This window comes from Tamlana sp. s12 (genome assembly GCF_016767215.1).
GTDB lineage: Bacteria > Bacteroidota > Bacteroidia > Flavobacteriales > Flavobacteriaceae > Pseudotamlana > Pseudotamlana agarivorans.
The window spans coordinates 2080366-2099339 of sequence record NZ_CP068547.1 but is presented as its reverse complement, the minus strand read 5'-3'; the positions used below and the strand labels follow the sequence as shown (position 1 = coordinate 2099339).

The 18974-nt window shown below is 33.8% G+C and carries 30 protein-coding genes and 1 tRNA gene; 26 read left to right on the top strand and 5 right to left on the bottom strand.

Features of this window, described 5'->3' with window-relative positions:
• Position 1 precedes the first annotated feature (1 nt).
• Positions 2–655, bottom strand: coding sequence for a DUF4290 domain-containing protein (locus JJL45_RS09275; RefSeq protein ID WP_067147540.1), 654 nt, complete (start codon positions 653–655; stop codon positions 2–4).
• 66 nt (positions 656–721) lie between these two features.
• Entirely contained in the window at positions 722–1015 is a 294-nt protein-coding gene (locus JJL45_RS09270) for a DUF493 family protein (protein WP_067147537.1), read from the bottom strand.
• Positions 1016–1194: 179 nt separating this feature from the next.
• Between JJL45_RS09270 and JJL45_RS09265 the strand changes: the two genes are divergently transcribed.
• From JJL45_RS09265 to JJL45_RS09245, 5 genes are all read left to right on the top strand, one after another.
• Positions 1195–1734, top strand: a complete 540-nt coding sequence (locus tag JJL45_RS09265; protein ID WP_068604466.1) for an AAA family ATPase — start codon at positions 1195–1197, stop codon at positions 1732–1734.
• Position 1735: 1 nt separating this feature from the next.
• On the top strand, positions 1736–3643 hold the full coding sequence (locus JJL45_RS09260) for an ATP-dependent DNA helicase RecQ (RefSeq protein ID WP_068604468.1): 1908 nt from the start codon (positions 1736–1738) through the stop codon (positions 3641–3643).
• Positions 3644–3673: 30 nt separating this feature from the next.
• On the top strand, positions 3674–4621 hold the full coding sequence (fmt, locus tag JJL45_RS09255; protein WP_068604470.1) for a methionyl-tRNA formyltransferase: 948 nt from the start codon (positions 3674–3676) through the stop codon (positions 4619–4621).
• A 190-nt stretch (positions 4622–4811) separates the two neighbouring features.
• The gene (locus tag JJL45_RS09250; RefSeq protein WP_068604472.1) at positions 4812–5084 is read left to right on the top strand and encodes an HU family DNA-binding protein; all 273 of its coding nucleotides are present in this window, start codon (positions 4812–4814) and stop codon (positions 5082–5084) included.
• 122 nt (positions 5085–5206) lie between these two features.
• Entirely contained in the window at positions 5207–5767 is a 561-nt protein-coding gene (locus tag JJL45_RS09245) for a YqgE/AlgH family protein (protein WP_067147524.1), read from the top strand.
• Here JJL45_RS09245 and JJL45_RS09240 read toward each other — a convergent pair.
• Both JJL45_RS09240 and JJL45_RS09235 read right to left on the bottom strand, forming a co-directional pair.
• Positions 5764–6606, bottom strand: a complete 843-nt coding sequence (locus JJL45_RS09240) for an aminotransferase class IV (protein WP_068604474.1) — start codon at positions 6604–6606, stop codon at positions 5764–5766. The genes JJL45_RS09245 and JJL45_RS09240 overlap by 4 nt on opposite strands.
• Before the next feature lie 69 nt (positions 6607–6675).
• Entirely contained in the window at positions 6676–7071 is a 396-nt protein-coding gene (locus JJL45_RS09235) for an START-like domain-containing protein (protein ID WP_068604476.1), read from the bottom strand.
• 131 nt (positions 7072–7202) lie between these two features.
• Here JJL45_RS09235 and JJL45_RS09230 point away from each other — a divergent pair.
• Both JJL45_RS09230 and JJL45_RS09225 read left to right on the top strand, forming a co-directional pair.
• Positions 7203–7276, top strand: a tRNA-Met gene (locus JJL45_RS09230).
• A 132-nt stretch (positions 7277–7408) separates the two neighbouring features.
• Positions 7409–8569: a tyrosine-type recombinase/integrase gene (locus JJL45_RS09225; RefSeq protein ID WP_068604478.1), complete on the top strand. Its 1161-nt coding sequence runs from the start codon at positions 7409–7411 to the stop codon at positions 8567–8569.
• Positions 8570–8751: 182 nt separating this feature from the next.
• Here the strand turns inward: JJL45_RS09225 and JJL45_RS09220 are convergent, their stop codons facing one another.
• On the bottom strand, positions 8752–8988 hold the full coding sequence (locus JJL45_RS09220; protein WP_068604480.1) for a hypothetical protein: 237 nt from the start codon (positions 8986–8988) through the stop codon (positions 8752–8754).
• 300 nt (positions 8989–9288) lie between these two features.
• On the opposite strand from JJL45_RS09220, the gene JJL45_RS09215 reads away from it, so the two are divergent.
• From JJL45_RS09215 to JJL45_RS09125, 19 genes are all read left to right on the top strand, one after another.
• Entirely contained in the window at positions 9289–9996 is a 708-nt protein-coding gene (locus JJL45_RS09215) for a transglutaminase-like domain-containing protein (protein ID WP_202664115.1), read from the top strand.
• Positions 9997–10485: a hypothetical protein gene (locus tag JJL45_RS09210; RefSeq protein WP_068604485.1), complete on the top strand. Its 489-nt coding sequence runs from the start codon at positions 9997–9999 to the stop codon at positions 10483–10485.
• Positions 10486–10490: 5 nt separating this feature from the next.
• Entirely contained in the window at positions 10491–10736 is a 246-nt protein-coding gene (locus JJL45_RS09205; protein WP_068604487.1) for a hypothetical protein, read from the top strand.
• 3 nt (positions 10737–10739) lie between these two features.
• Complete coding sequence (locus tag JJL45_RS09200; protein WP_068604490.1) at positions 10740–11384, top strand: hypothetical protein; 645 nt, start codon at positions 10740–10742, stop codon at positions 11382–11384.
• 5 nt (positions 11385–11389) lie between these two features.
• Positions 11390–11803: a hypothetical protein gene (locus tag JJL45_RS09195; RefSeq protein WP_068604492.1), complete on the top strand. Its 414-nt coding sequence runs from the start codon at positions 11390–11392 to the stop codon at positions 11801–11803.
• Positions 11804–11869: 66 nt separating this feature from the next.
• Positions 11870–12460 (top strand): hypothetical protein, encoded by a 591-nt coding sequence (locus tag JJL45_RS09190; RefSeq protein WP_068604493.1) that lies wholly within the window; start codon positions 11870–11872, stop codon positions 12458–12460.
• Between the two features lie 69 nt (positions 12461–12529).
• Entirely contained in the window at positions 12530–12895 is a 366-nt protein-coding gene (locus JJL45_RS09185; protein WP_068604495.1) for a hypothetical protein, read from the top strand.
• A 26-nt stretch (positions 12896–12921) separates the two neighbouring features.
• Positions 12922–13194 carry a hypothetical protein gene (locus JJL45_RS09180; RefSeq protein ID WP_068604496.1) on the top strand — a complete coding sequence of 91 codons (273 nt, stop codon included), beginning with the start codon at positions 12922–12924 and terminating at the stop codon, positions 13192–13194.
• Positions 13195–13199: 5 nt separating this feature from the next.
• Positions 13200–14684: a hypothetical protein gene (locus JJL45_RS09175; RefSeq protein WP_068604498.1), complete on the top strand. Its 1485-nt coding sequence runs from the start codon at positions 13200–13202 to the stop codon at positions 14682–14684.
• A gap of 12 nt (positions 14685–14696) precedes the next feature.
• Positions 14697–15473, top strand: coding sequence for a hypothetical protein (locus JJL45_RS09170; RefSeq protein WP_068604500.1), 777 nt, complete (start codon positions 14697–14699; stop codon positions 15471–15473).
• A gap of 1 nt (position 15474) precedes the next feature.
• Positions 15475–15636: a hypothetical protein gene (locus tag JJL45_RS09165; RefSeq protein ID WP_202664114.1), complete on the top strand. Its 162-nt coding sequence runs from the start codon at positions 15475–15477 to the stop codon at positions 15634–15636.
• 16 nt (positions 15637–15652) lie between these two features.
• Positions 15653–15898: a hypothetical protein gene (locus JJL45_RS09160; RefSeq protein WP_068604502.1), complete on the top strand. Its 246-nt coding sequence runs from the start codon at positions 15653–15655 to the stop codon at positions 15896–15898.
• 1 nt (position 15899) lies between these two features.
• Positions 15900–16355 (top strand): hypothetical protein, encoded by a 456-nt coding sequence (locus JJL45_RS09155; protein ID WP_068604504.1) that lies wholly within the window; start codon positions 15900–15902, stop codon positions 16353–16355.
• Entirely contained in the window at positions 16355–16603 is a 249-nt protein-coding gene (locus JJL45_RS09150) for a hypothetical protein (RefSeq protein WP_068604506.1), read from the top strand. The genes JJL45_RS09155 and JJL45_RS09150 overlap by 1 nt, the downstream gene beginning before the upstream one ends.
• Positions 16593–16982, top strand: a complete 390-nt coding sequence (locus JJL45_RS09145; protein WP_068604508.1) for a carboxypeptidase-like regulatory domain-containing protein — start codon at positions 16593–16595, stop codon at positions 16980–16982. Before JJL45_RS09150 ends, JJL45_RS09145 begins: the two co-directional genes overlap by 11 nt.
• Before the next feature lie 52 nt (positions 16983–17034).
• Entirely contained in the window at positions 17035–17583 is a 549-nt protein-coding gene (locus JJL45_RS09140) for a glycoside hydrolase family 108 protein (RefSeq protein ID WP_068604510.1), read from the top strand.
• Between the two features lie 60 nt (positions 17584–17643).
• Positions 17644–18228 carry a hypothetical protein gene (locus JJL45_RS09135; RefSeq protein WP_202664113.1) on the top strand — a complete coding sequence of 195 codons (585 nt, stop codon included), beginning with the start codon at positions 17644–17646 and terminating at the stop codon, positions 18226–18228.
• Between the two features lie 2 nt (positions 18229–18230).
• Complete coding sequence (locus tag JJL45_RS09130) at positions 18231–18491, top strand: hypothetical protein (RefSeq protein ID WP_068604515.1); 261 nt, start codon at positions 18231–18233, stop codon at positions 18489–18491.
• 19 nt (positions 18492–18510) lie between these two features.
• Positions 18511–18972, top strand: a complete 462-nt coding sequence (locus JJL45_RS09125) for a hypothetical protein (protein WP_202664112.1) — start codon at positions 18511–18513, stop codon at positions 18970–18972.
• The last annotated feature ends 2 nt before the right edge of the window (positions 18973–18974 follow it).

Sequence of the window (18974 nt, the reverse complement as noted above, 5' to 3'; positions counted from 1 at the left end):
TTTAATAGCGTTTTCTTTGTCGGTTATTAGAATTATTCTTCTTATGATGGGTTTTCTTGGTGTTATTACTTGTAAACTTCGTTTTAGAACGCATCAAACTATTAGCATCTGACAAATCTTCTTCCGAATTTTTCAAATTGATTTTCCCACCAGAAAGTTCATATAAATGATCGTAAATCACAGTATCCTCAACCGTATCTTTGTTCCAGTTTAAAAAACACTTTTTCATATGATTTGCAATCGTATAAATTAAAGCCTCTTTTAAATCTCCGTCTTCCCAAGTATTAGCCACGTCAATCATGGTTTTAATATTATTTCCATAAAAACGGTATTTAGGGAAATTTTGCGGGTATCTTAACGGTTCTGGACGCTCTTCGTAGATTTCCTTTGTAGGAATAGGATAAGGTGAATCGGCATCTAATTCAAAATTAGACATGATAAACATTTGATCCCAAAGCTTATGCTGAAAATCTGGAACATCTCTTAAATGCGGTTGCATATTTCCCATGACCGCAATAATACCTTTTGCGACTTTATTACGTTCTTCTTTGGATTCTAGGGATTTGGCGTAATTAATCATTTTCTGCATATGCCTTCCGTACTCCGGAATGATTAAATGTTCACGCTCTGTGTTATATTCTAAATTATCAATCAAAATAAATGTGTAGAGTTTTATTGTATTGCATGAAGTGTTTCTGCATGCGCAAAGTACAAAAAAAAACTAAAGACTTATAACGCCTTCAACATTTTCTGCAACTTCTTTGTACTTGGCAATAACAGCCTCAGGGTCTTTCATACTAACATTAATTGAAACACTCGTATATTTCCCGTTTTTGGACTCTTTTGTATCAATTACTGCCCCCAAATTATCAAAAATATTTTCTATTTGAAGTATTTTTTCAGGAGTTGAAAGGACTATAAATTTATATAGATATTCCGATGGCCATTGCGCTGTATCGTATAGTTGTTCTTTTAATTTTTTATAAAATTCTTCTGAATTAGGAGCTGGGTTCATAGGCTTTTTTTCTTATACAAATATACAATATCATCCATTCTTATCGCTATGATTTTCTTGATGAATTCTTCAATAAAACTAAAAAGATAAGGATAAGTTTGCTAATAAAAATAGCTTAGGTGCATTTCAATTTTTTTTATAGCCGCTAAATTCCGATTTTTACAACAAATATCGCCGATTTGAACACGAAAAAAATTCTAATAACGGGAGGTCCTGGCACAGGAAAATCAACATTAATTAATGAATTGATTAAAAGAGGATTTCCTTGTATGGAAGAAATTTCTCGTCAGGTTATTATTGAAGCCCAAAAAAAGGGCATCGATCAGCTATTTTTAAGCAATCCGCTTATGTTTAGTGATATGCTGCTTAAAGGCAGGCTTCAGCAATATAAAGACGCTGAAATCCAAAAGGATAAAACTATTTTTTTCGATCGCGGTGTTCATGATGTCTTAGCTTATATGGATTTTATAGGAGACCGTTATCCCATCGCATTTAAAAATGCTTGCGAAACCATAAAATACGACCTTGTTTTTATTTTAAAACCTTGGGCTACCATTTATACGAGTGACAGCGAACGCTATGAAACTTTTGAACAAGCCGAAAGCATTCATAAACATATTGTGAACACTTATAAATCTTACCACTATAATCTGATTGATGTCCCTTTCGATACCGTAGAAAATCGCACGGATTTCATCTTAAAATCCATAAATCTCTAATTTGGAACACCCTATAAACATATTAGAACGCTATTGGAATTTCACCAGTTTTAGACCCGAACAGGAAGCTATTATCAATGCGGTTATAGAAGGTGAAGACACTTTCGTTTTGTTACCAACAGGAGGTGGAAAATCTATATGTTTCCAAATTCCGGCCCTAGCCAAAGAAGGCATTTGTATTGTAATTTCGCCATTAATTGCCTTAATGAAAGACCAAGTACAAGCCTTGAATGAAAAAGGGATTAAAGCCATGGCACTTACCAGCGGTATAAGTTACAGCCAATTGGACACGATGCTAGACAATTGTATTTATGGCAACTATAAATTTCTCTATTTGTCGCCAGAACGTTTGCAGCAAGAGCTCGTTCAGGATCGTATACGACTCATGAACGTGAATTTAATTGCTGTTGATGAAGCACATTGTATTTCCCAATGGGGCAGTGATTTTAGGCCAGCATATAAAAACATTACCCTACTAAGGCGTTTACGTCCCTCGGCCAATGTTGTGGCCTTAACTGCTTCAGCAAGACCGGAAGTTATAAATGATATCGTTAAAGAACTTGATTTTATTCAGCCTAAAATTTTTAAAAACTCCTTTTTAAGAACGAATCTGGCATATATGGTTTTTCATGAAAATGATAAACATTACCGATTGGAAACCATTTTAAAAAAGAATCCTGCACCTTCTATTGTTTATGTTAGAAATAGAAAAGCGACTATTGAAATATCGGCATTCTTAAAATCTAAAAACATAAGTGCTACTTTTTATCATGGCGGATTAAACAATGATGAAAAGGATAAAAATATGACGGCTTGGTTGCAAAACCAGTCGCAAGTTATGGTAGCCACAAATGCCTTTGGTATGGGAATCGACAAACCCGATGTAAGAACCGTTATTCATCTCAATTTACCAGAAAGTATTGAAAGCTACTTCCAAGAAGCTGGCCGAGCAGGAAGAAATGGAAATAAGGCTTTTGCTGTGATATTAAAAAACAACAGCGATGAAACCATGGTTAAAAATCAATTTTTAAGCACGCTTCCGGATGTCGATTTCATCAAACAAGTTTATCGAAAGCTGTGTAGTTATTTCCAAATCTCATATGGGGAAGGTGAATACGAAACCTTCGACTTTGATTTCAATAGTTTCTGTAAGACTTATCAATTCCCATCCGTTTTATGCTATAATGCCCTGCTTTTCCTAGATAGAAACAGTGTTATTACATTATCGAAACAGTTTAAAAATAAAGTCACCCTACAATTTGTCATTTCAAACAATGCGCTTTTTAATTATTTAGATACACATGAAGATTACGGAATTATTGTAAAATCGATTTTAAGAATGTATGGCGGTATTTTCGACAATCCGACTAAAATTGATTTAAAAAAGGTCGCTAAAAAAGCATCGATTCATGAATTTCAGTTAATAAGCACCCTGGAACAGCTTGAAGATGATGAAATAATCACTTTAAACCTAGCTAAAACCGATGCTCAGGTAACGTTTATTGAACCTCGGGAAGATGAAAAAACCATCAACAGAATTGCACCAATAATTAAGCAACAAAATAAACTGAAACAAAATCAAGTAAAGGCCATGCTCGATTATATTGAAAATGATTCGATATGTAAAAGCGTGCAACTGCTCTCCTATTTTGGCGAAATAGATGTTGAAGATTGTAACATTTGCTCGGTGTGTATTCAAAAGAAAAACAAAAAAACTTCGGCATCCAACCTTCAGGAACTAAAAAATCGGGTTATTGGGGTTTTAGAATCTGGCGATTTTTCTTCAAGAGCACTTTTAGAAGCCATTAATTGTTCGGAAAACGACTTAAAGTCCGTTTTAAAACTACTTTTGGAACATCAAATTATTAGTATTACACAGAAAAACACATATAAATTAAGTCATTTATAAAATGACGATCCAATAATAAAGACATCAGAAATGAAAGATTTAAGAATCGTATTTATGGGCACCCCAGATTTTGCCGTAGATACCTTAAAAACCTTAGTAGAACATCATAAAAATATCGTTGGTGTCATTACAGCACCAGACAAACCTGCAGGACGCGGGAGAAAACTTAATGAAAGTGCCGTAAAAAAATATGCGCTTTCTCAAAATTTAAAGGTTTTGCAACCTACCAATTTAAAGAGCGAAGATTTTTTAGAGGAATTAAAAGCATTAAATGCGAATTTACAGATTGTAGTTGCTTTTAGAATGCTTCCGAAGGTGGTGTGGCAAATGCCAGAATACGGTACCTTTAATTTACATGCCTCGCTGCTTCCTAACTACCGTGGTGCAGCCCCTATAAACTGGGCGATTATAAATGGCGAAACAGAAACAGGGGTTTCTACCTTCTTTATTGATGAAGAGATTGACACTGGCGATATGATTTTGCAAAAAAAGGTGCCTATCGATGCTCATGAAAATGCAGGAAGTCTTCATGATAAACTCATGGTTACAGGAAGCCAGTTGGTTATAGAGACCGTTAACGCCATAGAAAAAAATGAAGTTACAACTGTGCCACAGATAATTTCAGAAGACATAAAAACAGCCTATAAACTCCACAAAGAGAATTGTAAAATTAATTGGAATGCTCCTATTGACGCTATCTTCAATCATATTCGTGGCTTGAGCCCCTACCCTGCCGCATGGTGTACTTTAATTAATGGTGAAGACCAACTAGATGTTAAAATTTATGCTACTGAAAAAGAAATAGAAGACCACAACACAAATAACGGAACCGTTGTTGCCACCAAAAAAACGTTAAAAGTAGCAGTAACAGAAGGTTACCTTATTTTGAAAGAAATTAAGCTTCCTGGGAAACGCGCCATGGACATTCCGTCCCTTTTAAATGGATATACTTTTGAAGAAAACGCAAAAATGCTGTAAACCCTTGTTACCATTGATATCGTCAAATATCCGATAAACAACATCGTCTTTATTAACAAATGCGTCAAGTTATTAACAAATCTAGGTATTTCCCTTGCTATTACTTGCATGATTTGATAATCCGTATAAATTTGTAAAGGATTTAAACAAAAATGTTATCCAACTTTTATTAATAATTAAATTATACATTATGAACAAAACAGATTTAATCGACGCAATGGCAGAACACGCAGGAATCACTAAAGCTGCTGCAAAAAAAGCTTTAGAATGTGCGTTAACTGAAATTGAAGGAGCTTTAAAAAAAGGAACTAGAGTTTCTTTAGTAGGATTTGGTTCTTGGTCAGTTTCTAACAGAGCTGCTAGAGACGGAAGAAACCCTCAAACAGGAGAAACTATCAAAATTGCAGCTAAAAACATTGTAAAGTTTAAAGCTGGTTCTGATTTATCAAATGCAGTAAACTAATCATTTACTTCTTTATATCTTACAAAAAGCCTCCAAAACGGAGGCTTTTTCTTTATATATCTCTAAAAGAGTTGCATTATTAATAAATTAATATTAGTTTTAGTTACTAAATTCCTCGACATATGGTGACAATAAAACCCAAAAAAGGAGATTTATTAATTGCAGAACCTGCAATTATTGGTGATGTTTCTTTTAACCGTTCTATAGTCTTATTAGCAGATCATTCGGAAGAAGGGTCCATAGGCTTTATTCTCAACAAACCCCTCGATTACACAATTAATGAGTTAATCCCAGAAGTTCAGGCTACTTTTAAAGTTTATAATGGCGGCCCTGTAGAGCAAGACAATTTATATTTCATTCATAAAATACCTCAACTCATTCCTAATAGCATCGAAATATCATTAGGTATTTATTGGGGTGGAGATTTTAATCGTGTTGCAGAACTAATAAAAGGGAATGTCATTAACGAAAATGATATTCGTTTCTTTTTAGGCTATTCTGGTTGGGACACCAATCAATTAGACTCGGAGTTAAAATCACATTCTTGGGTGGTGTCTGAAAACATTTACGAAAAGGATATCATCGAAAAAGACTATGAATCTTTTTGGAAAGAAAAGATGCTAGAATTTGGTGGGGAATATAGTATTTGGTCTAACGCCCCTGAAAACCCGAGTTACAACTAATTCAAACGAATTTTTACATTTAGTTTTTGAAGTAAACTTTTTGCTGTGTCATTAGCAAAGGTTTTCTTTCTGTATTTACTCACGGGCTGTATACCAATCATAACATTGGTAATAAACATTTCATCTGCTTTTTGAAGTTCGAAAGGAGAAATTGAATCTTCTACAAATTCATACTCTGGAAGCGCTTTAATAATTTCAATAAGTTGCGTTCTCATAACCCCTTTTAAACAACCATCGGTTAATGGGGGTGTTTTTATGGTGTTCCCTTTAACAAGAAAGACATTTCCGTTTAAGGCCTCAACAACTTGCTTATTGGTATTTAGTAAAAGACAATTATCTAAATCGTTCTCTTTTGCATAAATACTACCTACCACATTTAAAGCCTTATTATTAGTTTTAAGGGTAGATAATAAACTTGGCGACACGTAATAGTCTTTAAACAAATCGACTTGATATAGCGCCTCTGAAACGGTATAAAAACTTTCTGCAAGCGCATCGGTGGCAATCACAAAACTCACCTGGTTGGTTTTTGGCGTATAAAAGCCGCCTTCATTTCTATGTACACTTAATTTTACACGGGCAGATTGCTTTTCAAGACCATTAGCTTCAAGGGTTTTCTGAATTTCACTTTCTAAAAACTCCATGGTGAACGTCATCGGAATTTCCATACGCATGATGCGCATAGAAGCCATCAAGCGAAAATAATGATCTTCCCAAAACAAAATTTTTCCGCTACTCGATTTTATGGTTTCAAAAATAGCGTCGCCATAAGCGTATCCCCTATTTTTAATTGATAAAAAAGCATTGCCGTCTAAAAGTGTTCCGTTAAAATTTGTCATAAAAAATCCCGCTTACGGCATTTTTTTGCGTAAGCGGGACAAATATAATTTAAAATATGCTATTTGTAATTAAGCAGAACCTAATACTTGCTTTAAACTTGAAATTTGATTGGTCCAAAGCATTTTAGCCTCATCAACCTCATCATCATCATCAGCAAAATCTGTAATAATCAAAGACACATCTTTAGTGATTTCATCAACTTGGATACGAATTTCAAAGTAACAAGTAAGGCCATCTTCTTCATCAGCAATCCATCTAAACTTAACACGTTCTCCACCTTTCTTATTTAAGAGTTTTGCTTTTTCTTCGCTACCATCCCAAATAAAAGTAAAGAGTTCACCTCGTGAGTTTACGTTATCCGAAAACCACTCTGATAAACCCGAAGGTGTAGAAATATATTGATATAAAAGTTGAGGGGAAGCGTGTATTTGAAATTCTATATCAAATCTAATTTTGTCGTCCATAAGTAATTTAGAAATTTATATTGCCAATATATACATAAATTGATAAGTGAGGGTATAAAATTTAATATTATTTTTTTTGAGATCTGTTTGGTAACATTAATAATGTTTATATATTTGCAGCCTCAAATTATGGCGAGGTAGCTCAGCTGGTTAGAGCGTCGGATTCATAACCCGGAGGTCGCGGGATCGTGCCCCGCTCTCGCTACAATAATACCGAAACACTTTCTAAACAAAAGGGTTTCGGTATTTTCATTTAAAAGCGTGTGTCAAATCTGTGTCACTCCATTTCATTTCCATTTACCCTTTTTTAGTTTTAAACTAATCGAGTAAAAAAAAAATGAAAGAATTAAAAAACGCCCAATCAAATTCCTCTAAATTATTTGTTGATTATATTCCAGCAGAGTTAAGAGAAAATAAAGATTGGCTAATTGTCTATTCAATTATTAATCCCATTACCAAAAAGCTCGTTCGCAAACGCAAGCGTATTCCTCCACATACAAGTATTTCTGAAAGACGAAAAATGGCTAGAAAAATGGTCGCTTCCATTAACAGTCGTTTAGAACGTGGATGGAATGAAATAATCGAAGATGATGCACCTAAAGCTTTAAGCCTTATTAAAGATGCTACAAACAACTACATAAACAGCTTAGATCGGGATTATCATAGCGGAACAATAAGAAAAGACACGTACAGAACCTATTCTAGTTACATATCTCTTTTTAATAATTGGCTTATTGCTACAGGCAGGGATAAAGAATTTGTTATCAATTTTAATGCAACTTTAGTTTCTGAATTTTTAGACTACGTGTATATTGAGCGTAAAAACAAAGCTCGTACATACAACAATTATTTACATGCACTTCGATTGTTTAATAAATACATGATTTTAAAAGGTTATAAAAACATTGATGTAACTGTTGTGTTTCAAACTAAAAAGAATTCAGAAAAAGTAAGAGGTTTAATTGAAGTTGATGAAATTAAAAATGTTTTCGCATACCTTGATAAAAATTATGTTGAACTATCTTTAGTTTGTAAGCTCATTTATTATTGTTACATACGTCCTACAGAACTAAGTAAGCTACAAGTAAAAGACGTTTTAATAAAAGATAGACTAATCCACCTTTCACGACAAAACAGCAAAAAAACAAGTGGTTATTTAACGGTACAAACTGAATTGATGCAGCAATTAGCATTACATATTAGGAATGCGAAGCTAGATGATTATCTTTTTTCTCGAAATGAATGTAAAACAGGAAAAATACAAGCATCAGGAAGAATGTATTATGACCGCTGGATGAAACACATTGTTAAAAACAAGATCACTGAAAACCCTTTATATTCTTTAAAAGATAGTGGTATTACATTTGCATTAGATAATGGGGTTTCTCCTGTATCGGTTATGAATCAAGCACGACACCATGATTTAAGTATCACTACAGCATATTTGCGCAGACCACAACGAAAAGCAGATGAAAACATACTAACTGCAAGTTGGTAAAAGTATGTTAAGTCTGAATTTTATTATTTCTCCCTAGAAATCTTTTTTCAATACGGACTGACCATTCAAAAAAGCAAGACAAATAAGACAACTCTCAAACCCCTTGTCTTTATTGAGAAAACCATGTCTTTTTTAGCAAGACAATACGTTTTGAAAGTAAGACAAAAAAGTATAAATGATAATTAAGCAACTTGCATATCAATTTCCTCACTAGGCATCCCCAGCTCTTCAATAATTTTCCGAACAACTTTTGCAGGAAATATAGTTAAGCCTTTTATTTCAGGGGCTATGCTGTTAAATTCTGCCGATAACTTAGCAAAATTCTTTTCGCATTTGTAAAATTTCTTTAATTCTCCTCTAGTAGTACCAGTAACAGCTTTAATGTTTCCAGTTTCAGGATCAAGTTTAATAAATGTCATAAAGTATGTGTGAAAATCTAACTCAAATATACAATTTTTAGGACGGTTAAGATCTTTACTTATCTTAATAAATCGTGATTTATCGTTACTTATCGTGACAAATCATTACTTATCGTAATTTATCTTAAGTTCTCTAAAAACTAGCGATGTATGTTTGTCTCCAACACTCATTTAAAGTTATAAATTATCACACACACCCGTAACATTAAGACAGGAGCAAAATTCAATCCTTTATTGCCTTTACCTAAAAACAAGAAAGTATATTTAGGTAAGGGCGATACTTTTCATACGCTGAAAAACATGAAAAAAATTGTTTTTCGGACTTTAGATGAAACAAAGCAACTAGCTAAAAAACTACAAGGCAAAACCGATTTTGAAACGGTAAAAAACATAAAAGAATTTGTTTACTGGCACATTCAATATTTACAAGATTTAACAGATCAACAACTTTATAGCCCATCAAGAACATGGGCAAATAGATCAACTGGTGTAGACTGTAAAAGCTACTCTATTATAGTGTCTAGTATTCTTACCAATTTAGGCATAGAAAACAGCTTAAGACAAATAAAACAAGTTAACTATAAACCCGAATACTGGACACATGTTTACGTGTTTTTGCCTGCGCATAATTTAGTCATTGACGGCACAGTACCATACAATCAAGAGCCTTTGTATATAGAAAAATTTGATGAACTAATTTTAGAAAATGGTCTAAACGGTTTATCTCAATTATCATGTAATAATACATGTGACTATAGAACAAGCAACACACCAAAAGGGAGACTGCCTTTCAAAAACTTAGCTCAACTTTTAGCTGAAAGCAACACAGATACAATCACTAGTCAAGCAAAACAAACAAGTAGTGAGATTATACACGTAGTTACACAGTTAAAAGTTCCTGAGTTACCGCCTAAAAAATTCAATTACCCAAAACACATTTTTATAGGAGTGCTAACCGCTTCTATAGTTGCACTAATTGGAGGTAAAAAAGAAAATAAAAAAAAGTAAATGAATAAGAATGTTGAATTGCCTCATTATGCCTTAAACGGATTATTTGATTTTCTACGTAGCGATGAGCAAATTGAAGCTGCCAAAATACGACAGCAAAACCGTTTGGACACAAGAGAGGATGCAGCTTTAGACAGGCAGGAAACACGTCTTGAGGTAGGCGAAATAAGAAGAGATACAAAGGTTTTAAAACAAGAAATTAGACAAGACAATGTTGCTAATGGCGCAGGCACTTTAGTTGGTAATCTACTAGCTTCTTGGTTAACTCCTAAAACCCAAACAACTACCAGTACAGCAACCATTCCTTACGCTGGGAACACGGTTATATCCACGGAAACACCAAAAACAGACATGGCAGGAGCATATATTTTAGGTGCTATTGCTTTTAGTGTTTTTCTTGGGGCTATTGCCTTAAAAAAGTCAAAACCAAAGGAAAACGAACCAATTTCTAGTGAAAAAAAGCTTAGAGATTCTAATAAAAAAAACTAAGCACTATGGTCATAGAAATTAATACAAAACCTGAACAATTAAACGGCTTTTTGGGAGATTTACTAACCACATTTATTACTCCGTCTGGATCTCAGAACTCGGCAAGCGAAGTAGAGATCTTAAACAATGAGATTTATTATAGAGATCAGGAAATTAAAAAATTAAAATCAACTCAAAACATTGCAATCGCTGTTGCTGGTTTATGTGGAGTAACTGCTGCTTATTTTGGGTATAAATCATCTAAAAAATAAATTATGGTACTAGAACCAACATCAATCACTTTATTAGAAAAAGAACAATTAAACGGTATGTTTAGTTTTCTAACAAAGAAAAAAGACAACGAAAATCAGGATCAATCAGTAATAAACAGAATAGAAGAAATCAAAGCTGAAAACGGTTTTAACGATCTAATGTTTATGAAGCCTGAACAAGCAGCAACAACATTAAATACAATGTTGACACAACTAGCTTATGAAGAGGCTGAAGTACAATCACACAATTTTAAAAGCAACAATAGCATTGACCAGCAAGCAAAGAATGCTAAGAGATATAGCGATGCTGCTAGTAATGTTATGAGCCAATTTCGTCAATACGCTTTAGGCATGGATGGCGAATTAAAAAGTCTAGGAACTACTGAAAAAACTATTAATGGTTTCAAGTTTAAAGCTCCCTTTTACAAATTAGTACTTCCTGAAAGCGCACAAAACACATCACCTACAGATATTATTGGTACGGCAGATTTAGCCTCGCTTTTAGCAAAGAATAACATACTTGCTCCTACCCCTGCTCCTATTGCTGCCCCAAAAGATAACACCATGTTAATTGTAGGAGGTTCAATAGCTGGATTATTAGTTATTGGAGGAATAGCTTATGCAATCAAATCAAAAAAAAGTAAATAAATAAAATGGCAAAACTAGAAATAAAAACACCAAAAAAGCCGCAAATCATTAATGCAGGAGCTACTACAGTCGGGGCTATTGCAGGGTATCAAGGATACGAAATGGTAGCGCATAATTTACCAGTTTCAAAAGAAATGAACCTTGGAATTTTAGGAGGATCAATTTTAGCACAATCTATGGTTAGAGGAAGCGGAATGATGCACACTATTGCACAAGCATTATTGCTTGGCGTTACCGTATGTGCTGGTCAAACAGCTATTGAAGATTATAATTTGATCTCACTTAGTAAATCAAAAACAGTTGTTCCTGTGGTTTCTGATACAATTGAAATAGCAGAAACAGCAGAAGCATTAAACGCCCTTTATGGTGGCGTAGAATATATTCAAGATGCCGAGTACACCGAGGTTGACATGAGTTAAAAACCATATTATTTTAAAATTTTCACACACACCCAAAATTAAAATTTAAACAATTAAAACATTATTATGAATACATCCACATTCAAAACAGTACAAGAGTTCATTCAAAAGTTAGCTGCACAGGCACAATTCCCTGTTGACACAGCAACGAAATTAAAAAGCAGAGGTCTTCTTTTAAGAGACAATACCGAATTTGTTCGTGCGGAAGTTCCAGCAACTTTAGCAGGCGAAAAAAACCTATTAACACCAAACGGAAAAAAATTAGCTGGTGTACAAACTTTTATCGGGCAAACGCTTGAAAAAGCACACAATCAAGTGATCACTCACGCTAGAGTAGCTTACGGGAACAATGCTGCATCGGGAAAAGAAGCTAGTATTTCTTATGTAAATGATGATGCAGCCGTACCAGCAGGATTTAAAAATGCAGACTTAATTATACGTCAAGGAGGTAAAGATATTATCAACTTACCAGTTTCAGATTTTATTGCTCCTGTAAAAGATGGTAAATCAGGTTATATTGAATTAAGCGGTTTAGCTTTATTGAAAGAAGAAGTTCCTTTTGATGTCATTATCGATTTTCCAATTGGCACAGATTTAGGAGCAGACAAGCACTACATCGAAGTTTCTTTAAAAGGAATGGGAACTTTCCAGAGATAAACTGAAAATCATTATTCATTAAAAAATCGGTTACGGTAATTCCGAACCGATTTTTTTAATTCATACAAAATGGCAAACGTAAAATATCAAAGATTAACAATTATATATCCTACAGGAACATCAGCAGGATCAAAAAGAGATAACGAAATAATACTTGATCCTGAAATGAGTAAGGCTGTTGGTGTTGCAATGTACTCTATTTCTAACGGTGGCATTGGAGCTGTTCGTTTAGGCTTAAGAGATAACAGCGGAGAAATTCAAGAACCAACACATCAGGACGATTTTATAGACAAAGGTTATGGTGACTATTACGCTCGTAAAAAGCCTTTAGATATTGAAGCAAGAGGTCGAAAAGTATATGTTACTGTTGAAATCCCTGAGGTCTTAACATCGGCATTGTCATTCGATCTAGTATTCGTATTAAAAAACGATTAAACTAATATTTATCTAAAAAATATATTATGGATTATCCATTCCCTAAAGGGCAATTGTTACCAACTCAATTTCTAAAAAACGGATCTGTAAAATTATTATGCACTTCTTTTTATGTTGAAAATTTGGGGGAAGCCCCTGTTGAATTTTTAGGCAGAACTTTAGAAACAGGAGATAGTTTTACCGTGCCTTTTACAGGGGTGGTTTATGAGCAAAACGAATCGGTAAAATTTACAGGATCAGAAACTCAAAGCATGGAATTGTATATTTTACAAACAACATCTGATACCTGTAACGCTTAATTATTATGAGAGACGGATATAAAGGTTTAGGTGTCTATAAGAATGTTTCGGATAAATCGGAAGAAATACCGCCAATAACTCCAAACCTACAAAAAGTAACAGATTCAGGTAATTATACAGATCGGATAGTTGAAGTTCAAGGCGTTAAATTTAATGAAATGAATAATAACATTTCAGGACTTGATATTATCCCGAATTGGTCTACAAGTGATTTACCTGTTTCCGTTATTGAAACAATGAGTTATGATAGTTCAGGAAATTTATACTTATGCGGGAAAAACCCAAGAGAAATATATAAAGTAACTCCAACAGGGGATGTTTCACTTTTTGCTGTTTTAGGCTCAACACCCGTTGCTATAATTATCAGGGATGATGTATTATATGTTACAGGTGGAGGTACCAATGTGTACAGGATAGACTTATTTGGAAATGTTAGTATATTGTCAACCCCTGTGTCTAATCAGTCTTATTATAGCCTAATGGATAGTTTAGGTAACATTTATTTTATGCCATACTTTAACAGTGAGGCTATTTATAAAATGGATTTAGAGGAAAATATCACTCTATTTTTTGAAGATGAAAATCTATTAGGTACAACAATCTATCCTGCAATAGACTCAAATGATAATCTATACATAATTAGCTACCCTGCTTCAACTCCTTACTATAACATCCTTAAAATCACACAAGCAGGTGAACTAAGTGAATACGCACAAACAGGAGGTGAAAAACCTTTTTTTCTTGTTTTTGACGAGGACGATGTTATGTATGCTTTAGAAGGACACTACGACAAAAGATTAAGTAAAATAACGCCTGATGGAACTGTTACCATTTTGCATACGTTTTCCATTCCACCAGAATACATGGTGTATTATGAGAACAAATTATACATTCTAACTTCTATCTACGCAGATTCATTTTATAACTTTTATGAAGTTACCAAAGAGGGCGATGTAACTCTTTTATATACAGGAGAAGGACAAGCGTATGCGTTTCAAATCAAAGGAGATGACATCTATATAGCAAATAGAACCTCTCGTAGAGTAGATAAAATCAGCAAAAAAAAACAACACATATTAACTTTAGATGAAATAGGTAATGTTATAAAAGAGATAAATATCTCAGTAGCGAAAAATGGTGTAGCCTCGACACCAAACGCAAAACCAGAAAACATTACAAATGGTAAAGACCTAGTTACAGTAGAAAAATTAAACATAATTCTTAAAGAAATACTCGATAACAAAGCAGGTAAAGTAACCTATTACACTACTGTTATTGGCGACGGATCATCCACATCTTATACAATCACACATAATTTGAACACCGAGTATATATTACATATAAAGGCAAAGGATGTTAACACAAATGAAATTGTTAATCCAACTCAAATTGAGTTAGACAAAAACACTTTGAGTCTTAGTTTTGATATAGCACCTACAGCGGATCAATATGAAATAAGTATAGCTGCCGTTAATGCTTACACTTCTTAATACAACAACAAAATGACAATACAACAAATAGCAGAAAAAATAGATTCAAACGGGTGGGCTTTCACTATTTATCAAACGAAACCCAATCAAAAAAGATTAGCACATCATGCCTACGATCTTGAAGATTCCGCTGGATTTATAACCAACTTGGTAAAAACTAACGGTAGTGAAGAAATTCAAATTGTACCCGAAAAAAGAAACGGAAGTGCCTTTAAACAAGGTTTTGCTAAAACCATAACGATCAACTTTAAAATGCCCGAAATGAATAACAACAATCAAGACACTAATTTTTCTGCGCTTGCAGGATTACAACACATGGGCTTAAATATGGCTGAAATTTTTACAGCTAAAGATAAAGCTACCGAACTCGCAGAAGTAAAAACAAAAAACACCATACTGGAAGGACAATTGAAAACTTTAGAATTTGACAATATGAAGCTCGAAAACAAGCTTGAAATGCAAGAATTAAAGAAAAACAATGACAGTAAATTTATGGAACTTGCTAAATCCCCTCAGGTTTTAGCCGTTCTAACGTCTGTTTTCTCTAAAGGTCAAACTCCTGCTGCATTAGGAAGCCCCGAAGCAATTGAACAAAACTCTTTAGATCCTAAAATAAAATACCTAATCAATTTTTTAGAGTTGGAAACAACTCCCGAAGCTTTCAAGGATTTTATGATCTACATGGTTAAAGCGAACCAACATGAAAACGCTCCCGAAATTTCAAAAGAAATTATTGAAGTATTAGTAAATCACAACATAATTAAAACACAACAACAAACAGAAGAATAACATGGTAACAATTACAAATTTTAAAGATTTTAACGACGAGATTAAACGCACAAATTGCCTACAATCTATCGAAAAAGTGGCAACAACAGCACAACTCGAAAAGCTTGAAAAACTCACAAACGATAAAGATATGGTAGCCATGCTGGATGCCTTAGAAATTTAATAAACCCCAAACCACCATGAATGTACTTATGTATTCCGATTTAGATGCTATGGATTCCGCAGATATTCCATTATTAAACACAAACACACCATTAAGCGAAACAGTAATTATTGACGAGCCAAATCATGAAGAAGTTTTATTCATTGAAGCCTCACATCAAAAAATAAAAGGATCTGGTACTTGTGGTTGTACTAAAAATAAAAAATACCTAATCCTAACAGGCGTTTTTATTGGCGGTTTAATTATTGGTAAAAACATTTAATATGACCAAAGAAACCGCAAAGAGTATTGCTAAATATAGTGCTACGACCAAAGTAATAGGCATTGGTACTTTTATTCTGCTAATCACATTATTGATTACCTATAACCGAGGAAAAAACCAAGGTAAAAAAGAGGAAGAAACTAAAGTCGTTCCTGTACCATTGCCTACCGTAGATCTTGAAAAAGGCGTTACCGAAGATGTTGCAAAAAGAGTAAGAGCATACGCTTTAAGCTTGCATGAAGATCTGATTGAAATTTTTGGCATGAGAGACGTGGATCTATACAAACGTTTAACATCTGAAAACGATACGGTGTTGGTTTCTGTTTATAACGATTTCAACAATTTATACGTCAATGAAGAAAAAGGCTCACTTACAAAGTGGTTACAAGATGAAATAGTCCAACCCAATGCCATGAAAGCCTTTATTGAGCGATCACTTAACCTAAATTTAAAATAATGTCAAACTTTATCCCTTTTTCCGAAACCTCCTGCGAAACGTTTGAAATGTTAAAAATGAAAGGTGTATTAGCGGATTCTGATTACATGCAGTCATTAAAAGCGAGTTGCGATCAAAAAAACGCCCCTGCTCCAAGTGCAACTGCCGACCAAACAAAAAGTAACAGGATTAAAATAATAGGTGCTGCTGCTTTTGTTGCTGCCATAGCCATTATAATAATTATTAAAAAGAAAAAACATGATAGTTAAAGGAAGATTAACTGATACCATTGGAAACCCATTACCTAACGCTCATATAGTCATAGGAGCTAACGGCACAGTTGCCGATGATGATGGTACATTTGAAGTTGAAGCAGATGGAAACGAAATTGCAGCATTTTCATATTTAGGCATGGAAACAGCACGAATGAAAGTTTCCGAAATACAACCTATAATTATTTTACAGGACACCGCTACTGCTTTGGATGCTGTTTTAGTTGTTGGTAAAAATCCATTAGCAACCAAAACGCCTTTTTATAAAACCACCGCTTTTAAAATTGGTATAAGCGTTTTTATTTTGGCGATTATCTATTTGGCTTCAAAAAAAAATAAAGCAACTGGCTTAAGTTATATACCAGTCGAAATGTAAATACTGTTCTCTTTTTAATGTTACGGGTGTGTGATCTAAAAACATTAAAAAAATGGCAAGCTACAACCCTGCAATACAACTTATTTTAAAACATGAGGGCGGTTATCAAAATCACCCAAACGACAAAGGCAACTACAATTCTAAAGGAGCTTTAGTTGGTACAAATTACGGCATTTCAGCCCCAGTACTAGAACGCTGGAAAGGCTACCCACCAACAGAAATCGATGTAAAAAACTTATCACTTACAGAAAGCAAGGAAATTTACAATCTATACTTTTGGAAACCCATTTGGGGCGATGAAATTATCGATCAAGATGTAGCCGAAATTATCTTCGATCATTCCGTTAATGCTGGAACTGGCAACGGTGCAAAACTCGTTCAAAAAACACTAAACAAATTAGGTCATTCACTAGTTGTTGATGGTGCTATAGGCATAAAAACCCTTACCGCATTAAACAACACCGACCCCCTATTCTTTTTTCAAGCTTACAAAGAAGGGCGTGTTGCTTATTATAAAAGCATTTCAAAAGGAACAAATTCTGTATTCCTAAACGGCTGGATCAATAGAGTTTCTGCATTTGAAAAAAAAAAGTGGTGCTAGGTTTTAGTTTAGTTGCCACCGCTTTAATAATCACTTCACTAATCGTCTTTTCCTACCAATATGATAAGCAAAATTAAAGATTTACTTATAGTCGTCATTATTATACTAATGACACTTGCAGCCTATTTTCTGACTAACAAAATATTAAAAAACGCTGCTACTAAAAACATCCAAAAAACTGAAATATTCAGTAAAACACATTTTGTTGATTCTTTGTTAGTTGTTGTTGATTCTCTTACGGTTCAGGTTGATAGTCTGAACCGTTTGGAGGATCATATTATTTATATTCCTAAAGTTGTAGATACGGCATTTATCATTCAGCAATATTATTCAAAACTGAAACAAACCATAAAGCACCGAGATTCAAATCTGTACTTAAAACTGGCTTTCGATTTACAAAAAAACAAAGTTTTACTCCCCAAATTGGAATACAAAATTTTGCAGCCTAAAACTGTATTCAAAATGCGAACCGTTCGGAAAAACAGTTACTTTTTTGGAGCTTCATTTGGAGGATCACTATCAGGAATTCAAGAAATCACACCAAAAATTCTACTCGTAAAAACCAACCATGCCATAACATTGGGGTATAATTTACTTGACAATCAAGCAAACATACACTTAGGCTATTACTTTAAAATTAGATAACCATGAACGAAACTATTTCAGGCTTCATTGCAGCCATTGGAGGATCAACTTTAATTAGTTCTTCCTTGACTTTTTTACTAACCAAACGAAAATATAATAGCGAAGCAGATGGTATTGAAATTAGAAATTTAAAAGATTCTCTAGGGGTTTACCAGCTAATTATTACAGATCTAAAAAAGCATGTGGACTATTTAGAAAAGCAACAACAAGAAATGCGAATCGAATTCAATTTGAGATTAAACAATCTAAAAACCAATAATTAAAACTCAGAACAACTACAACATGAAATACTTATTACTAGTCATACCATCGCTTCTACTTTATGCAGGATTTAACAAACTGCAAGAGCTTAAAATGTTTATCGATACTCTAACGGTTAAATTAAATAAAATTCATAATGTTAGAATTCAGCCTTTAAAAACACAAGCCTCCTTTTTAGTAGATTTTACAATTCAAAACCCAAATAAGCAAGCTTTTAACTTACAAACCATTGGTTTAGTAACCTTAAAACGCATTTTGTTTTACGAAGCAAACGGCATATTAATAGGTGCTGGAAATGTAAATATAAACTCCCTTAATATAGATCCTGACAAAGATTTAGAACTTAAAAACGTGCCTTTTACAACCAACCTAATTACAGGATTTTCCAAACTACAAGCGTTTTTAAAAAACCCTGAAAATAAAAATGTAGTGATCGAATTAGAATTTGAAGCCTTTAACAAAATTTACAACACAAAATTATAGTC

Coding starts and splice junctions, on each gene's coding strand:
- JJL45_RS09270 (WP_067147537.1), bottom strand. CDS start 1,015: ATGAACCCAGCTCCTAATTCAGAAGAATTTTATAAAAAATTAAAAGAA.
- fmt (WP_068604470.1), top strand. CDS start 3,674: ATGAAAGATTTAAGAATCGTATTTATGGGCACCCCAGATTTTGCCGTA.
- JJL45_RS09250 (WP_068604472.1), top strand. CDS start 4,812: ATGAACAAAACAGATTTAATCGACGCAATGGCAGAACACGCAGGAATC.
- JJL45_RS09245 (WP_067147524.1), top strand. CDS start 5,207: ATGGTGACAATAAAACCCAAAAAAGGAGATTTATTAATTGCAGAACCT.
- JJL45_RS09240 (WP_068604474.1), bottom strand. CDS start 6,606: ATGACAAATTTTAACGGAACACTTTTAGACGGCAATGCTTTTTTATCA.
- JJL45_RS09235 (WP_068604476.1), bottom strand. CDS start 7,071: ATGGACGACAAAATTAGATTTGATATAGAATTTCAAATACACGCTTCC.
- JJL45_RS09225 (WP_068604478.1), top strand. CDS start 7,409: ATGAAAGAATTAAAAAACGCCCAATCAAATTCCTCTAAATTATTTGTT.
- JJL45_RS09220 (WP_068604480.1), bottom strand. CDS start 8,988: ATGACATTTATTAAACTTGATCCTGAAACTGGAAACATTAAAGCTGTT.
- JJL45_RS09215 (WP_202664115.1), top strand. CDS start 9,289: ATGAAAAAAATTGTTTTTCGGACTTTAGATGAAACAAAGCAACTAGCT.
- JJL45_RS09210 (WP_068604485.1), top strand. CDS start 9,997: ATGAATAAGAATGTTGAATTGCCTCATTATGCCTTAAACGGATTATTT.
- JJL45_RS09205 (WP_068604487.1), top strand. CDS start 10,491: ATGGTCATAGAAATTAATACAAAACCTGAACAATTAAACGGCTTTTTG.
- JJL45_RS09200 (WP_068604490.1), top strand. CDS start 10,740: ATGGTACTAGAACCAACATCAATCACTTTATTAGAAAAAGAACAATTA.
- JJL45_RS09195 (WP_068604492.1), top strand. CDS start 11,390: ATGGCAAAACTAGAAATAAAAACACCAAAAAAGCCGCAAATCATTAAT.
- JJL45_RS09190 (WP_068604493.1), top strand. CDS start 11,870: ATGAATACATCCACATTCAAAACAGTACAAGAGTTCATTCAAAAGTTA.
- JJL45_RS09185 (WP_068604495.1), top strand. CDS start 12,530: ATGGCAAACGTAAAATATCAAAGATTAACAATTATATATCCTACAGGA.
- JJL45_RS09180 (WP_068604496.1), top strand. CDS start 12,922: ATGGATTATCCATTCCCTAAAGGGCAATTGTTACCAACTCAATTTCTA.
- JJL45_RS09175 (WP_068604498.1), top strand. CDS start 13,200: ATGAGAGACGGATATAAAGGTTTAGGTGTCTATAAGAATGTTTCGGAT.
- JJL45_RS09170 (WP_068604500.1), top strand. CDS start 14,697: ATGACAATACAACAAATAGCAGAAAAAATAGATTCAAACGGGTGGGCT.
- JJL45_RS09165 (WP_202664114.1), top strand. CDS start 15,475: ATGGTAACAATTACAAATTTTAAAGATTTTAACGACGAGATTAAACGC.
- JJL45_RS09160 (WP_068604502.1), top strand. CDS start 15,653: ATGAATGTACTTATGTATTCCGATTTAGATGCTATGGATTCCGCAGAT.
- JJL45_RS09155 (WP_068604504.1), top strand. CDS start 15,900: ATGACCAAAGAAACCGCAAAGAGTATTGCTAAATATAGTGCTACGACC.
- JJL45_RS09150 (WP_068604506.1), top strand. CDS start 16,355: ATGTCAAACTTTATCCCTTTTTCCGAAACCTCCTGCGAAACGTTTGAA.
- JJL45_RS09145 (WP_068604508.1), top strand. CDS start 16,593: ATGATAGTTAAAGGAAGATTAACTGATACCATTGGAAACCCATTACCT.
- JJL45_RS09140 (WP_068604510.1), top strand. CDS start 17,035: ATGGCAAGCTACAACCCTGCAATACAACTTATTTTAAAACATGAGGGC.
- JJL45_RS09135 (WP_202664113.1), top strand. CDS start 17,644: ATGATAAGCAAAATTAAAGATTTACTTATAGTCGTCATTATTATACTA.
- JJL45_RS09130 (WP_068604515.1), top strand. CDS start 18,231: ATGAACGAAACTATTTCAGGCTTCATTGCAGCCATTGGAGGATCAACT.
- JJL45_RS09125 (WP_202664112.1), top strand. CDS start 18,511: ATGAAATACTTATTACTAGTCATACCATCGCTTCTACTTTATGCAGGA.